Origin of the sequence: Streptomyces sp. NPDC047042 (genome assembly GCF_040644035.1) — a bacterium.
In the GTDB taxonomy this organism is placed as follows: domain Bacteria; phylum Actinomycetota; class Actinomycetes; order Streptomycetales; family Streptomycetaceae; genus Streptomyces.
In genome coordinates this window covers 1-13,326 of sequence record NZ_JBEYVP010000032.1, presented here as the reverse complement: position 1 = coordinate 13,326, position 13,326 = coordinate 1, and the positions used below count along the sequence as shown (strand labels likewise).

15 protein-coding genes are annotated in these 13,326 nt (G+C 68.5%); 6 read left to right on the top strand and 9 right to left on the bottom strand.

What is annotated here, in order from left to right; all coding sequences use genetic code 11:
* Window positions 1-69 precede the first annotated feature (69 nt).
* Window positions 70-570 carry a PaaI family thioesterase gene (locus ABZ855_RS32745; protein ID WP_360813089.1) on the bottom strand — a complete coding sequence of 167 codons (501 nt, stop codon included), beginning with the start codon at window positions 568-570 and terminating at the stop codon, window positions 70-72.
* 92 nt (window positions 571-662) lie between these two features.
* Between ABZ855_RS32745 and ABZ855_RS32740 the strand changes: the two genes are divergently transcribed.
* The 4 genes from ABZ855_RS32740 to ABZ855_RS32725 all read left to right on the top strand — a co-directional run bounded on the left by ABZ855_RS32740 (window position 663) and on the right by ABZ855_RS32725 (window position 3,860).
* The gene (locus ABZ855_RS32740) at window positions 663-1,130 is read left to right on the top strand and encodes a helix-turn-helix domain-containing protein (RefSeq protein WP_360813087.1); all 468 of its coding nucleotides are present in this window, start codon (window positions 663-665) and stop codon (window positions 1,128-1,130) included.
* Between the two features lie 69 nt (window positions 1,131-1,199).
* The gene (locus ABZ855_RS32735; RefSeq protein ID WP_360813085.1) at window positions 1,200-1,772 is read left to right on the top strand and encodes a TetR/AcrR family transcriptional regulator; all 573 of its coding nucleotides are present in this window, start codon (window positions 1,200-1,202) and stop codon (window positions 1,770-1,772) included.
* 146 nt (window positions 1,773-1,918) lie between these two features.
* Window positions 1,919-2,923: an NADP-dependent oxidoreductase gene (locus tag ABZ855_RS32730; protein WP_360813083.1), complete on the top strand. Its 1,005-nt coding sequence runs from the start codon at window positions 1,919-1,921 to the stop codon at window positions 2,921-2,923.
* A 58-nt stretch (window positions 2,924-2,981) separates the two neighbouring features.
* Complete coding sequence (locus ABZ855_RS32725; protein WP_360813081.1) at window positions 2,982-3,860, top strand: alpha/beta hydrolase; 879 nt, start codon at window positions 2,982-2,984, stop codon at window positions 3,858-3,860.
* A gap of 18 nt (window positions 3,861-3,878) precedes the next feature.
* On the opposite strand, the gene ABZ855_RS32720 is transcribed toward ABZ855_RS32725, so the two are convergent.
* The 7 genes from ABZ855_RS32720 to ABZ855_RS32690 form a co-directional block, all read right to left on the bottom strand.
* Complete coding sequence (locus tag ABZ855_RS32720) at window positions 3,879-4,547, bottom strand: bifunctional 4-hydroxy-2-oxoglutarate aldolase/2-dehydro-3-deoxy-phosphogluconate aldolase (protein WP_360813079.1); 669 nt, start codon at window positions 4,545-4,547, stop codon at window positions 3,879-3,881.
* Window positions 4,548-4,632: 85 nt separating this feature from the next.
* The gene (locus ABZ855_RS32715) at window positions 4,633-5,049 is read right to left on the bottom strand and encodes a RidA family protein (RefSeq protein WP_360813077.1); all 417 of its coding nucleotides are present in this window, start codon (window positions 5,047-5,049) and stop codon (window positions 4,633-4,635) included.
* A gap of 33 nt (window positions 5,050-5,082) precedes the next feature.
* On the bottom strand, window positions 5,083-6,093 hold the full coding sequence (locus tag ABZ855_RS32710) for a sugar kinase (protein ID WP_360813075.1): 1,011 nt from the start codon (window positions 6,091-6,093) through the stop codon (window positions 5,083-5,085).
* Window positions 6,094-6,145: 52 nt separating this feature from the next.
* Window positions 6,146-6,919, bottom strand: coding sequence for an amino acid ABC transporter ATP-binding protein (locus ABZ855_RS32705; protein WP_360813073.1), 774 nt, complete (start codon window positions 6,917-6,919; stop codon window positions 6,146-6,148).
* Entirely contained in the window at window positions 6,916-7,566 is a 651-nt protein-coding gene (locus ABZ855_RS32700) for an amino acid ABC transporter permease (protein WP_360813071.1), read from the bottom strand. Before ABZ855_RS32700 ends, ABZ855_RS32705 begins: the two co-directional genes overlap by 4 nt.
* On the bottom strand, window positions 7,566-8,309 hold the full coding sequence (locus tag ABZ855_RS32695) for an amino acid ABC transporter permease (protein WP_360813069.1): 744 nt from the start codon (window positions 8,307-8,309) through the stop codon (window positions 7,566-7,568). Before ABZ855_RS32695 ends, ABZ855_RS32700 begins: the two co-directional genes overlap by 1 nt.
* 49 nt (window positions 8,310-8,358) lie before the next feature.
* On the bottom strand, window positions 8,359-9,195 hold the full coding sequence (locus ABZ855_RS32690; protein WP_360813067.1) for a transporter substrate-binding domain-containing protein: 837 nt from the start codon (window positions 9,193-9,195) through the stop codon (window positions 8,359-8,361).
* Between the two features lie 275 nt (window positions 9,196-9,470).
* Here ABZ855_RS32690 and ABZ855_RS32685 point away from each other — a divergent pair, with 275 nt between their 5' ends.
* Entirely contained in the window at window positions 9,471-10,298 is an 828-nt protein-coding gene (locus tag ABZ855_RS32685; protein WP_360813065.1) for an IclR family transcriptional regulator, read from the top strand.
* A 154-nt stretch (window positions 10,299-10,452) separates the two neighbouring features.
* Here ABZ855_RS32685 and ABZ855_RS32680 read toward each other — a convergent pair whose 3' ends face one another.
* Window positions 10,453-11,967, bottom strand: coding sequence for an MFS transporter (locus ABZ855_RS32680; protein ID WP_360813063.1), 1,515 nt, complete (start codon window positions 11,965-11,967; stop codon window positions 10,453-10,455).
* 219 nt (window positions 11,968-12,186) lie between these two features.
* Between ABZ855_RS32680 and ABZ855_RS32675 the strand changes: the two genes are divergently transcribed.
* Complete coding sequence (locus ABZ855_RS32675; RefSeq protein ID WP_360813061.1) at window positions 12,187-13,098, top strand: hypothetical protein; 912 nt, start codon at window positions 12,187-12,189, stop codon at window positions 13,096-13,098.
* The last annotated feature ends 228 nt before the right edge of the window (window positions 13,099-13,326 follow it).

Here is a 13,326-nt window from a genome sequence, read left to right as displayed (position 1 = left end):
CCGTACTGGGGTGTACGTGCGCCTGAGTGCCGTGCGGCGAGAGGGCGCGGCAACGCACCCGCTCGTCGGTCAGCCGTGCGAGGGCGGTATCGGGAAGAGCATGCAGCTGCTGGTGGCGTGGGCGAGGAGACGGTCGTTCGCGTCGACCAACTGCGCCTGGGCGAGGGCGGTTTGGCGGCTCTTGTTGACGACCGTGCCGATGGCACGCACCGTGCCCGTGTCCACGGTGATGCGCCGCAGGAACTTCACCGTCAGGTCGAGCGAGGTGTACGCCATGCCCTGCGGAAGGGTGGACTGGACGGCGCAGCCGGCCGCCGAATCGAGCAGGGTGGCGAAGATTCCGCCGTGCACGCTCCCGATCGGGTTGTAGTGCTCCTCCCCCGGTGTCAGGGAGAAGACCGCACGGCCGGGCTCCACCTCGTCCAGGTTGAAGTCGACGAGGTGGTTGATGGGCGGCCTCGGCAGCCGACCCGCCTGCAGCTCACGCAGGAAGTCGATGCCGGCCATACGACCGGCGGATTCCGCCAGGATCGCGGGGTCTTCCCACTCGTACGTACGTGTTCGCCCCACGGCCGAGCACCCCTTCAGCTGACTTTTGGATACGAAGCTAGCCCTCGTTCACCTGACTGTCAATAATGAAGCCAGGCCCCTACGATGGGAGCATGGAGTGGCTTGAGGCGAGCACGGAGAACTGTCCCGTCCAGCGCACGCTCGACGTGGTCGGGGAGAAATGGACGCTGCTGATCCTGCGTGACGCGATCAACGGCGTCCGCCGCTTCGACGACTTCCACCGCCACATCGGCCTCTCCCAGGCCGTGCTCAGCGACCGTCTGCGGAAGCTGATCGCGTCCGGCATCCTGACGACGGTCCCTTACCAGGAGCCGGGCAGCCGCTCCCGCAACGAGTACCGGCTGACCAGAAAGGGCTGGGACCTGTGGCCCGTCCTGATGGCGCTGACCCAGTGGGGCGAGACATACGCCCTCGGTTCCGAGGGGCCGGTCCTGGACATTCGCCACGCCGACTGCGACGCGCCGGTGCGCGTCGTCGTCGAGTGTTCCGCCGATCACACCGTCGTCACCCCGAGGGACGTCACCGCCCGACCGGGACTCGGCGCCCACCAGCGGACCTGAGCCGACGACCTGCGACTCACCCGCCCTGACTACGAGGCGATGGCCTCACGAAGCCGTTGGAGGAAGTAAGTGGCGCGCTACGCCAAAGAGCACAAGCAGGTCACCCGGCAGCGGATCATCGACACGGCCGGCCGACGGTTCAAGCAGGACGGCATCGACGGCTCGGGCATCTCGACACTGATGTCGGACGCCGGGCTCACCAACGGAGCCTTCTACGCCCACTTCACGTCCAAGGACGACCTCGTCGCCCACGTCGTCGCCGACCAACTCCGCGCCCAGATCGCCGGATTCGACGTCGTTCCGCCCAGCCACTCGGGCCTCGACGGCCTCATCCGCGAGTATCTGTCGCCCAAGCACCGGGACCACCCCGGCACCGGATGTCCCTCCGCCGCCCTGCTCGACGAGATCGGCCGCTGCGGCGCCGAGACCAAGCAGGCGTACACCGAGGGCGCCCAGGGCATCCTGGACGAGTTCGCCGCCCGCCTGGCACCCGAGAACCCGCAGTCCGCTCGCGGCAAGGCCCTCGGCCTCTACACCATCCTGGTGGGAACGCTGCAACTGTCCCGCGCCTTTTCCGACCAGAGGTACGCCGACGAGGTCCTGGAGCAGGGCATCGAGAACGCCCTCGCCTTCATACGCTGACGGCACAGGCAGAACACACCGGAACTCCGGAACGCCTTCACAGCCGCCGGCCCCACTTGCGACCCATCACTCCGCCCACTTAAGATTATGAATGTAATTTTATGGAGTTGCCCGCGAACGCGAGCGGACGAGTTACGGAGACGACCATGAGGGCCTTCACTGTGGAGCGCTACGGCGACAAGGCCGGCGTGCGTGTCGGGGAGGTGCCGGACCCCGAGGTGGGCGCGAACGACGTGCTGATCCTCGTCCGGGCCGCGAGCGTCAATCCGCTCGACCGCATGATCCGGGACGGGGAGATGAAGACGATCCTGCCGTACCGCGTCCCGTTCGTCCTGGGCAACGACCTCGCGGGAGTGGTGGTCGAGGTGGGTGCGGCCGTCACGCGGTTCGCCGTGGGCGACGAGGTCTTCGCACGGCCCGACAAGGATCGGATCGGCACGTTCGCCGAGCTCATCGCGGTGCACCAGGACGACGTGGCGATCAAGCCGGCCACGCTGACCATGGAGGAGGCGGCGTCCCTCCCCCTGGTGGCCCTGACCTCGTGGCAGGCGCTGGTCGAGCGGGCACAGGTCAAGCCGGGTCAGAAGGTCCTCATCCACGCCGGTTCCGGCGGCCTCGGCACCATCGCCGTCCAACTGGCCAAGCACCTGGGCGCGTACGTGGCGACCACCACGAGTACGGCCAACGTCGACCTGGTGAAACGCCTGGGCGCCGACGTCGTGGTCGACTACAAGAAGCAGGCGTTCGAGACTGTCCTGAGTGACTACGACGTCGTCCTCGACTCGCTGGGCGGCGACACGCTTGCGAAGTCCCTGGACGTGCTCAAGCCCGGCGGGAAGCTCATCAGTGTCGCGGGCCCGCCCGACGCCGCTCTCGGCAGGGAACTGGGCACCAACTTCGTCATCCGCCTGGTGATGTCCGCGCTGAGCCTTCGTATCCGGCGAAGCGCACGGCGCCGCGACGTGACGTACTCGTTCCTGTTCATGAGGGCCAGCGGCGACCAACTGCGCGAACTCACCCCCCTTTTCGAGGCCGGCACGATCCAGCCCGTCGTCGACACCGTCTTCCCCTTCGCGTCGACGCGCGAGGCTCTGGAGTACCTCGAAGCGGGGCGCGCGAAGGCGGGCAAGGTCGTCGTCAGCATGGCGTGACGGCGCCGGACCCTCCAGACCGTCGAGGACCTAGGCCCGCTATCCGAAGGACCGGCACATGAACACACCGCGGAATTCCCCCGCCCACTCCGCTTCGTCGCCCGCGTCGTACCAGAACGCGACCACCCACTCCGTGTCCGTCGGCGGCGACGAGTTCGCCTACCGGGAACTCGGCCCCCGGGACGGCGTACCGCTGGTTCTCCTGGTCCATCTGGCCGGGGTCCTGGACAACTGGGACCCGCGCGTCGTCGACGGACTCGCCGCCCAGCGCCGGGTCATCGCCTTCGACAACCGCGGGGTGGGCGCGTCGGGCGGTACCACGCCCGACACGATCGAGGGGATGGCCCGCGACGCGGTGCAGTTCATCCGAGCACTCGGGTTCGAGCAGGTCGATCTGTTCGGGCTGTCGATGGGCGGCTTCGTCGCACAGGTCGTCGCGGCCAAGGAGCCGCGCCTCGTCCGCAAGGTCATCCTCGCGGGCACCGGTCCCGCCGGGGGCGACGGCATCGACAAGGTCCCCGCGCTCACCATCCAAGCCACGCTCAAAGGCGCGTTGACCCGCCAGGATCCCAAGTTGTCCCTTTTCTTCACCGACACCGCGGACGGCCGACAGGCGGGACGCGACTTCCTGGCGCGGCTGAAGGAGCGCACACACCAGCGTGACAAGGACATCTCGCTGCCGTCGCTCCGCGCCCACCTGAAGGCCGTCAAACGCTGGGGCCGCCAGGCGCCTTCGGACCTGTCGGCCGTCCGCCAACCGGTCCTCGTGGCCAACGGGGAGAACGACCGGATGGTGCCCAGCCGCAACACCCTGGATCTGGCAGCACGCCTGCCCCACGGCGAACTCGTCCCGCTCTACCCGGATGCCGGGCACGCGGGAGTCTTCCAGTACCACGACGACTTCGTGGCACGGGCGCTGGAGTTCCTGGCGTCGTGATCGTGACCCCGGCGCCTCTCACGCAAGCGGGTCTGATGCGAGTAGCGCTTCCATGAAGCGCTTGGCGCGCTCGGTGATGGTGGACCAGTCGGCGGCGGCGACGGCGGAAGCAGGCACGACCTCGGAGCCGGCGCATACGGCCTGGGCTCCCGCGTCCAGGAACTGGGGGGCGTTGGCGCTGTTGACACCACCGGAGGCCACGAGGGGGATGCCGGGGTAAGGGCCTGCCAGGTCCTTGAAGTAGCGGGGCCCCAGGGAATGGGCCGGGAAGATCTTCACTGCGGCGGCGTTGAGGTCCAGGGCGTGAGCGACCTCCGTCGGGGTCAGCGCTCCCATGACCACGGGGATGCCCGCTCGGGCGGCGGTCTCGGCGACCTCCTGGCGGCAGCCGGGAGTGACCAGGTAGGTGGCTCCCGCGTCAATCGCCGCCTGGGCCTGAGCGCCCGTCATGACCGTGCCGGCGCCTATGTGGGATCCGCTGTGTGCTGAGGCGCGCTGCAGGTGGGTGGTGAGGCCAGGGGTGGTGAAGGTGAACTCGACCCATCGGATCCCTCCTTCTGCGAGGGCGGCGCAGAGCGCTGCGGCGTCGGGGATTTCGGGGGCCCTGATCACTGCGATGACGCGGTCTGCGGACAGTGCGGGCAGGAGGGAGGAGCTCAAGGCGGCCTGCTGCTTTCGATCGGTCATCAGAAGAAGGTCCTCACCGTGTCCATGGTGTGCAGGTTGTGTTCCAGCGCGGATACGTCGTCCACGGGCTGGTGTGTCCCGTTCGTCAGGCGACGACGGCCTGGGCGTCGATCTCGACGAGCATGACTTCATGCGGGAGTTCGACGAAGACCGTGGTGCGGCACGGCTTCGGGCCGTCCTTGACGTGCTCTTCGATGAACTGGGCGTAGACCTCGTTCATCGCGGGGAAGTCCGCGCGCTGTGTCAGATAGACGCGGAACATCACCACGTCGGAGACCTGGGCGCCGCCTGCTTCGAGGATGGCGCGGACGTTCTCCAGGGTGCGGCGGGTCTGGGCCCTGACGTCGCCTTCGTGGAGGTAGGCGCCGGTGGCCGGGTCCTGGGGTCCCTGGCCGGAGACTTGCAGGATCGGTCCCTTGCGCACGCCCTGGGAGAAGACCCAGGCCGGTGCGGGGGCCTGGTCGGTACGGATCTCGCTCGTCGGGATGGCGGTCTGGCTCATTGTGGGTGCTCCTTGTGGGGGAATGGCGGGGTCTCAGGTCAGGCGCAGGGCGGACCAGGCCGCGTTGTCGAGTGCGAGGTGGCGGTCGAGCGTGTCGCGGGTCAGGACAGGCGGGACGTCCTCCCGGGTGCTGAGCGTCGCAGCGGCCACGAGGTGGCCCAGGCGCAGTCCGTTCGCCGGGGTGCGGCCTTCCAGGTATGCCGCGAGGTAGCCGGCAGCGAAGGCGTCACCGGCTCCGACGGGTTCGACGACCCTGGCGGCGGGGGTGGGGACGAAGGTTTCCTCGCCGTCGGCGTCATACGCGGTGGCTCCGTGCCCGGCGTCCTTGACGACCAGTACAGGGCCGGGGCCGAGCAGATCGCGGACCTCTTGCGCCGTGCGGGTGTCCCACAAGGTCTCGGCCTCGTCGCGCCCGACGAACACGAGATCCGCGCTGCGGGCCAGTTCCAGCAGCACGGGAGCGGCCTCTGACGGGCGGTGCCGCCACAGCGCCGGGCGGTAGTTGACGTCGAAGGAGATGACCGGGCCGGGGACGGCCCGCCGGGAGATGATGCGGGTGACCAGTTCGGCGCAGCTGTCCGAGAGTGCGGGGGTGATGCCGGAGAGGTGCAGCACCCGGGCCCGGTGCAGCAGCGGAAGGTCCGCCAGGCCGGGGTCCATGGCGGCTGCGGCGGAGTCCCGGCGGTAGTAGTACGTGCCGGTTCCCTCGGGACCGGTGTCCTTGAAGTAGACGCCGGTCGGCCGTACCGGGTCCGTCTCGACAGCGGAGACATCGACTCCACGGGCGGTCAGGTCTTCCAGGACGCGCCGTCCGAGGGGGTCGTCGCCCACGCGGCCCAGCCAGGCGGCGCTGTGCCCCAGGACGACGAGCGCGCTGGCCACATTGGACTCCGCGCCACCCACGGCCAGCGCCAGTGCTCTCTGGTGCGCGAGCGGCCGGGCGTCCGGGGGGCTGAGAACGGCCATGGTTTCCCCGATGCACACCACGTCGGCTCCGGACTCGGAGCCGGAGGGCGCGCGGGGAGAGGTGGATGGGATGAGCACGAGGGTTCCTTCTGCGGGTTTCACAAGAAGTGTCGGGAGGAAGGAATGCCTCTCACGTGTCCAGGACACGGTGCAGGAACTGCTGGGTGCGCTGTTCGGCGGGACTGCCGAAGACCTGCTCGGGCGCGCCCTGTTCGAGGACCACGCCGCCGTCCATGAACACGACCCGGTCGGCGGTGTCCTTGGCGAAGCGCATCTCGTGGGTGACGACGACCATGGTCATGCCGTCCTCGGCGAGGGAACGCATGACGCCGGTGACCTCGCCGACGAGCTCGGGGTCGAGGGCGGAGGTGGGTTCGTCGAAGAACATGATCGCGGGGTCCATGGCCAGGGCGCGGGCGATGGCGACGCGCTGCTGCTGGCCGCCGGAGAGCTGGGCGGGGTAGGAGTCGGCCTTGTCGGCGAGCCCGACCCGCTGCAGAGCGGCCCGGCCGCGCTCCTCTGCCTCAGCGCGGGAGAGCTTCCTGACCTTCAGCAGGGCGAGCGTGACGTTGCCCAGCGCGGTCTTGTGGGGGAAAAGGTTGAACTGCTGGAAGACCATGCCGACGTGCCCGAAGATCTCAGGCGCGCGCTTGCGGTCGTGCAGCGGGACACCGCCCACCCACACTTCGCCGCTGTCCGCGCGCTCCAAGTCGCACATGATGCGCAGCAGGGTGCTCTTGCCGGAGCCGCTGGCACCGATCAGGACGACGACCTCGCCCGGCTCGACGTCGATGTCGACGCCCTTGAGAACCTCCAGTTCGCCGAAGCGCTTGTGCACTCCGGACAGCGAGATCCGCGAGGTGGTCACCGCCTTGGGCTGGGCGGCGGGGTCGGTGATCATCATGCGGTGACAGCCTTTCGCTCCATGCGCCGCACGAGCAGCGACAGCGGGTAGCAGACAACGAAGTACAGGACGGAGACGGCGAGGTAGGAGGTGGCCGGGTCGCCCACGCGGTCGATGACCGCCTGGCCCTGGCGGACCAGCTCGACGTAGCCGATCACCACGGCGATCGAGGTGTCCTTGATCAGGGAGAGGTACTGGCCGACCAGCGGGGGCAGGACGATCGCCCGGGTCTGGGGAAGGATGACGCTGACGAACGTCTGGACGCGGGGCAGGCCCAGCACCCGTGCCGCCTCCCACTGGCCGCGGGGCACCGCCTCGATGCCGGCCCGGAAGATCTCCGCGATGTAGGCACCCTGATAGAGGGTCAGGGCCAGTAGCGCCGCACCGAAGACGGTGATGCCCACCAGGCCCAGGTAGGCCGCGCCGAAGTAGAGGAAGAGCATCTGGATCAGCAGCGGGGTGCCGCGGAAGACCTCCAGATAGCCCCGGGCGAGCTGGGCCAGGACCGGGATGCGGCTGGTGCGCACGGCCGCGACGACCAGCCCGAGCAGTGTTCCGGTGGCGATCGCGGCGAGTGACAGCAGGACGGTGGCCCACAGTCCGGAGACGTACAGCTCACGGTTGGACCAGATGACCGACCAGTCCATCAGGCCTCCTTCTGGACGGGACGCGCGGGACGCGCCGGCAGCAGACGGCGGACGGCGCTCAGGGGACGGGGCCGCCCCGACGGACGCAGCGGAGGCCTGAACGCGACCTTCCCGATGAGTCCCGCCACGAGGACGACCGCGTTGGTGAGGACCAGGTAGAGCACCGCGGCGATGCCGAACACCTGCACCGTCAGCAGGGTGCGGGAGTTGATGACCATCGCGGTGCCGGTGAGTTCGGGCACGGAGATGGCGGACAGCAGCGACGAACCCAGGATGATCTGGACCAACTGGTTCACCACCGCCGGGTAGACGTTGCGCAAGGCCTGCGGAAGCACCACGTGCGCGAAGGTCCGCAGCGGGCTCAGGGCCAGTACCCGGGCGGCCTCACGCTGGCCGCGGGGCACGGCCTGGATGCCGGCGCGGAAGATCTCGGTGAGGTACGCGCCGACGTTCACGCCGAGGGCGAGCACACCCGCCTGCACCGGGCTCAGCCGCAGACCGGCCGAAGGCAGCGCGAAGTAGGCGACGAACATCTGCAGCAGCACGGGGGTGTTGCGGATGACCTCGACGTAGACGGCGGCGGGGGCGCGCAGGACCGCGTAGCGCGATCTGCGGGCCTGCGCGCCGAGCAGTCCGAGGACGAAGGCGAGCGCGAAGGCTTCGAGTGAGAGCTTCAGCGACAGCCAGGCCGCGTCGAGATAGGTGGGCCAGTCCCGGAGGGCGTAGCTCCAGTCGACAAACATGGGACTCCTCCCCTGGGGCGGCGGCAGAGGGCCGCCGCCCGGCCGGGACTCAGTAGGACGGGTTGAGCGGGAAGACGCGGTCGACGCCGAACCACTTCTTGTAGAGGGCGCCTGCCTGTCCGGAGGTGTTGAAGTCCCGCAGCCAGGTGTTGACCCACTGCAGCCAGGTGGCGTCGCCCAGCGGAACGCCGATGCCGTTGTACTCCAGCGGCACGACGGAGTCCTTGGTGACCTTGAGGGAGGAATCCTGCTTGGCCTGGTAGTTGAGGAAGTTGGAGTCCTCGACCATGGCGTCGGCCTGGCCCTGCTTGACGGCGAGCACGGCGGCGGAGGAGGTGTCGTACTCCTGGATCTTCGCCTTGGGGTTGCCGGCCTTGACCGCGTCGCCGTTGGTGGAACCCTTGGTCACGGCGACGGTCTTGCCCGAGAGGTCCTTGATAGTGGAGATGCCGCTGGACTTCTTCACCAGCATCACCTCGCCCGCCACGATGTAGGGGTCGCTGAAGGCGACCTGCTTCGCCCGCTCGGCGGTGGTGGTGAAGTTGCAGACCACCGCGTCGACCTTCTTGGTCTGCAGGTTGGGGATGCGGTTGGCGGACGTGGTGTCGACGATGTGGACCTTGACGCCGAGCGCGGTGGCCATTGCGGTGGCGACGTCGACGTCGAAGCCCTGCGGCTTGTTGTTCTTGTCCATGGAGCCGAACGGCGGGAACGTCAGACAGCTGGCGACGTTGAGGGTGCCGCGCTTGACGACTTCCTGGAGTGTCGAGGACTGCTGGCCCGCAGTCGCGGTGCCGCTGCTGGAGGTGCAGGCGGCCAGCGATGCGACAGCGGTCACACCGATACAAATCGCCATCAGATTGCGGGTACCGTGACGAAATCTCATGCCGTGCATTCCCTTCCGGGAGGGTTTGGGGGTGAGCCGGGACGGCTGAAGAAGGGGGTGATCGCCATCGATCGCCAGTCATGTTCTGCTATGCAAAATCTCATTTCGCATAGTGCTGGGGAGAAGCTAGCCCGGCGCCCCATAGTCGTCAATGACCGATTTCAACATGTGACATTTCGTTTTGCTATGCAGTACGGTAGGGTGTCGGTCGGGCTCCCGCTGCGGGCCCGCAGGGGCTGATCGCCCTCGCAACGCACTCAGCAGGAGGAACCGGCGTGCCTTCGCCCGACAGCGCGAACCTGAGCCCTGATGCACCCGGGGCCCGTCGCAACTCCTCGTCGTCCCTGCGGCGTGCGCTGAGCATCCTGATGTACCTGGCAGAAGATGACGGCCATCCGCAGGGGACCTCGCTCACCGACCTCGCCACGGGGCTCCAGCTGAGCAAATCCACCGTCCTGCGGCTCGTCGGCCCGCTGCGCGAGACACGGCTGGTCGACCAGGACGCCGAAAGCGGCCACTACCGGCTCGGGCCGCAGAACGCCCTGCTCGGACAGCTCTACCTGGAGCGTCTCGACATCCGCCGCGTCGCGTCGCCGCTGCTGCACCAGCTCGCCCACGACGCGCGCGAAGCGGTGCACCTGGTCAGCTTCGACCCCCCCGAGATCGTCTACATCGACAAATTCGAGAGCCCCCAGGCCGTCCGTATGCACTCCAGGGTCGGCGGGCGCCAGCCGGCCTACTGCACGGCCACCGGAAAGGCCTTCCTCGCTCACGCACCCGACGATGTCGTCGCCAAGGTGATAGCGGCCGGCATGCCCGCCCGCACACCGGCCACCATCACCTCGCCCGAGCAACTGCACGCCGAACTCGCCCGCATCCGCGAGCGCGGCTACGCCATCGACGACGTGGAGAACGAACTCGACATCCGCTGCGTGGCCGCACCGGCTTTCGACCACAGCGGAGCCGTCGTCACCGCGGTCAGCATCTCCGGCCCGGCCTCCCGTGTGACGCACGACCGCGTCGAAGAAATCGGCAGACAGGTCATCCAGACGACGCAGGCCCTCACCGACCGCCTGGGCGGAATCGCTCCGACACCCCGGTGAACACTTGCGCCTGCCGAACGCCGAGATGCCGTCGTCCTTGACGCTGGTTCAGCACCTGGGGCCGGGAACGCCCCGAGAACCAGCGGGGTCGTGGAGCATCAGGGGGTTCACGAAGACAGGGGCCGATTGCCGGATGCCCAGGCACAGGATGCTCTCAAGCCCGGCCCGGCGCCCTGCCGGTCACCCTGTGCTTGACCTTCGCCGAGGCCGACGCGACCGCCGACAGTGGCCTCGCGATGTCCTCCAGCGAGCGGCGTTCCGCGTTCACCGCGAGGAACGCGGCGACGATTCCGGCCGCGCACATCAGGCCGGCGCCGATCTGGAAGGCGAGCACCGTGTCCCCGACCACGCCGGACGACGTGAGGTCCGCGAAGACCAGCGGGCCCGTGATGCCACCCGCGGCGGTGCCGATGGCGTAGAAGAAGGCGATGGACATGGCCCGCGTCTCCATCGGGAAGATCTCGGAGACGGTCAGGTACGCGCTGGAGGCGCCGGCCGAGGCGAAGAACAGCACCGCGCACCAGCAGGCCGTCAGTGTGGTCGCGGTGAGTGAGCCGCGGTCGAAGAGCCAGGCTGTACCGAACAGCAGCACGCCCGAGAGCAGGTAGGTCGAGGAGATCATCACCCGCCGCCCCACCGTGTCGAACAGCTTGCCGAGCAGCAGCGGGCCGAAGAAGTTGCCGACCGCGATCACGGCGAAGTAGTAGCCCGTGTTGCCGCTCGGGACGTCGAAGAACGTCGTCAGGATCGCGCCGAAGCCGAAGGTGATCGCGTTGTAGAGGAACGCCTGCCCGATGAACAGGGAGAAGCCGAGGACGCTGCGCTTGCGGTAGGTCGCGAAGACGGTGCGGGCGATCTCGCCGAAGCCGACGGCTTCGCGCTGCTGGATGGTGATCTCGTTCTCGGGCTCCGGCAGCGGTTCGCCCTTCTCGGCCTCGACCTTCCGTTCGATGGCGGAGACGATCTCCTCCGCCTCGCGTTCCCTGCCGTGGATCAGCAGCCAGCGTGGACTCTCGGGGACGTGCCGTCGTACGACGATGATGACCAGGCCCAGCACCACGCCCAGGGCGAAGGTCAGCCGCCAGCCGACGTCCTTCGGCAGGATGTCCGTGTTCAGCGCGACGATCGACAGCAGTGAACCGCCGACCGCGCCGATCCAGAAGCTGCCGTTGATGACGAGGTCGACGCGCCCTCGGTAGAACGACGGGATGAGTTCGTCGATCGCGGAGTTGATGGCCGCGTACTCCCCTCCGATGCCGAAGCCGGTGAGGAAGCGGAACGCGAAGAACCACCAGGTCGAGAAGGACACCGCGGTCAGCGCGGTGGCGGCCAGATAGACCGCCAGGGTGATCATGAACAGCTTCTTGCGGCCGAAGCGGTCGGTCATGCGGCCCCAGAAGAGGGCGCCGACACAGGCACCGGCCACGTACAGGGCGGCCGCGATCCCGGTGATCTGACCGGAGGTGATCGGCAGCCCGCTGCCGGGCTCCGAGAGCCGGGAGGAGATGTTGCCGACGACCGTGACCTCCAGGCCGTCGAGGATCCATACGGTGCCGAGACCGATCACGATCGTCCAGTGCCAGCGTGACCACGGGAGACGGTCGAGGCGGGCAGGGATCGAGCTGGTGATGGTGCGGCCGGTGCCGGCCGGAGCGGTGGCGCTGGACATGGGCTCCCTCCTCATCGAGCGAACCACTTTCGTGTGCCCCTGCCCGACCGCATTACTCCGCGCCGCGTCGCATCAGCTCCCCCATGTGTTGGCCGAAACCACAACTGCCGTCGCCTGAAACATGGTTGCCGCAGGTACTCATGGTTGGCAGACTCACTCATCTGACGCATGAAGAACGGTCGCGCAAGCAAACGAGTACTTCATCCTCAGGGGGAATCAATGAGACTCGGCACGCCCAAACGTGTCCTGGCCCGTGCCACGGCCGTCCTCGTACTGGCGCTGAGCATGGCAACCGGCACCACCGGTCTGGTGTCAGGCACCGACGCGTACGCTCTGCCCGTCACCGAAGGATCCTTCGCCTTCAGCGGCGACGAGGGCGACTGGCCCAGCGGTGGTCGGTCCTACGCCTACTCGACGACGGCTCAGGACCGACTGAACATCTCCGCCGACAACGCCCACAACTCGGTCCATTTCTGGCTCGACGGGGCGAACGGCGACTGGTGGTCCCTGGATCTCGCGGCGCCCGCCGGCAAGACCCTCGCACCGGGTACGTACACCGGCGCCACCCGGCACCCGTTCAACGAGCCGGCCCAGCCGGGACTGGACCTCAGCGGAAACGGGCGGGGCTGCAACACGCTCACCGGCGAATTCACCATCTCCGACGTGCAGTTCGGCCCTCAGGGTTACGTGAAGAAGCTGGACGCCGTCTTCGAGCAGCACTGCGAGGGAAGCACCCCCGCGGCGCGCGGGGAGATCCACATCAACAACCCGGAGCCGCCGGCCGAACTCGACCTCGGTCTCGCCGTGGCCCTGAAGGGCACCGCGAGCACCCTGAACGGAAAGGCGACCCTGCACGGGACGGTGAGCTGCAACAAGCCGGTGAAGGTGGACGTCTGGGGCGACGTCACGCAGGTGAAGAGCCAGCGGCTCATCCGCGGCTCCTTCAGCGGGTCGGTGTCCTGCACACCGGGCGCTCCGGCGCCCTGGACCGCGACGGCCGTACCCACCGGCGACATCCCCTTCCAGCGCGGCGACGTGGAGGTCGAGGCCCGCGCGACGGCGACGGACCCGGACTACGACCAGGCCGTGACCGTCAGCGAGACGGTGGCGGTACGCCTGAAGCGAGGCTGATCCGTCGAGGCCTGTCCCTGGGGCCTGACGCACGTCACTCGCACAGTTCACACCTACGCTGATGCACTTTTGCAAATATCACCCGGGCGGGAGGCGGACAGCGTTGGGGGGGGCGGGGGGGGGCGGCGCCGCCCCGGGGGGGGGGGGGCGCGCGGGGGGCGGGGGGCGGGGGGGAGTCGAGGCCGCCCAAGAGGCCCCGCCCCGGCCGGGGCCCGGGGGGTAGAAACC

Coding starts and splice junctions, on each gene's coding strand:
- ABZ855_RS32740 (WP_360813087.1), top strand. CDS start 663: ATGGAGTGGCTTGAGGCGAGCACGGAGAACTGTCCCGTCCAGCGCACG.
- ABZ855_RS32730 (WP_360813083.1), top strand. CDS start 1,919: ATGAGGGCCTTCACTGTGGAGCGCTACGGCGACAAGGCCGGCGTGCGT.
- ABZ855_RS32725 (WP_360813081.1), top strand. CDS start 2,982: ATGAACACACCGCGGAATTCCCCCGCCCACTCCGCTTCGTCGCCCGCG.
- ABZ855_RS32720 (WP_360813079.1), bottom strand. CDS start 4,547: ATGACCGATCGAAAGCAGCAGGCCGCCTTGAGCTCCTCCCTCCTGCCC.
- ABZ855_RS32715 (WP_360813077.1), bottom strand. CDS start 5,049: ATGAGCCAGACCGCCATCCCGACGAGCGAGATCCGTACCGACCAGGCC.
- ABZ855_RS32705 (WP_360813073.1), bottom strand. CDS start 6,919: ATGATGATCACCGACCCCGCCGCCCAGCCCAAGGCGGTGACCACCTCG.
- ABZ855_RS32700 (WP_360813071.1), bottom strand. CDS start 7,566: ATGGACTGGTCGGTCATCTGGTCCAACCGTGAGCTGTACGTCTCCGGA.
- ABZ855_RS32695 (WP_360813069.1), bottom strand. CDS start 8,309: ATGTTTGTCGACTGGAGCTACGCCCTCCGGGACTGGCCCACCTATCTC.
- ABZ855_RS32690 (WP_360813067.1), bottom strand. CDS start 9,195: ATGAGATTTCGTCACGGTACCCGCAATCTGATGGCGATTTGTATCGGT.
- ABZ855_RS32680 (WP_360813063.1), bottom strand. CDS start 11,967: ATGTCCAGCGCCACCGCTCCGGCCGGCACCGGCCGCACCATCACCAGC.
- ABZ855_RS32675 (WP_360813061.1), top strand. CDS start 12,187: ATGAGACTCGGCACGCCCAAACGTGTCCTGGCCCGTGCCACGGCCGTC.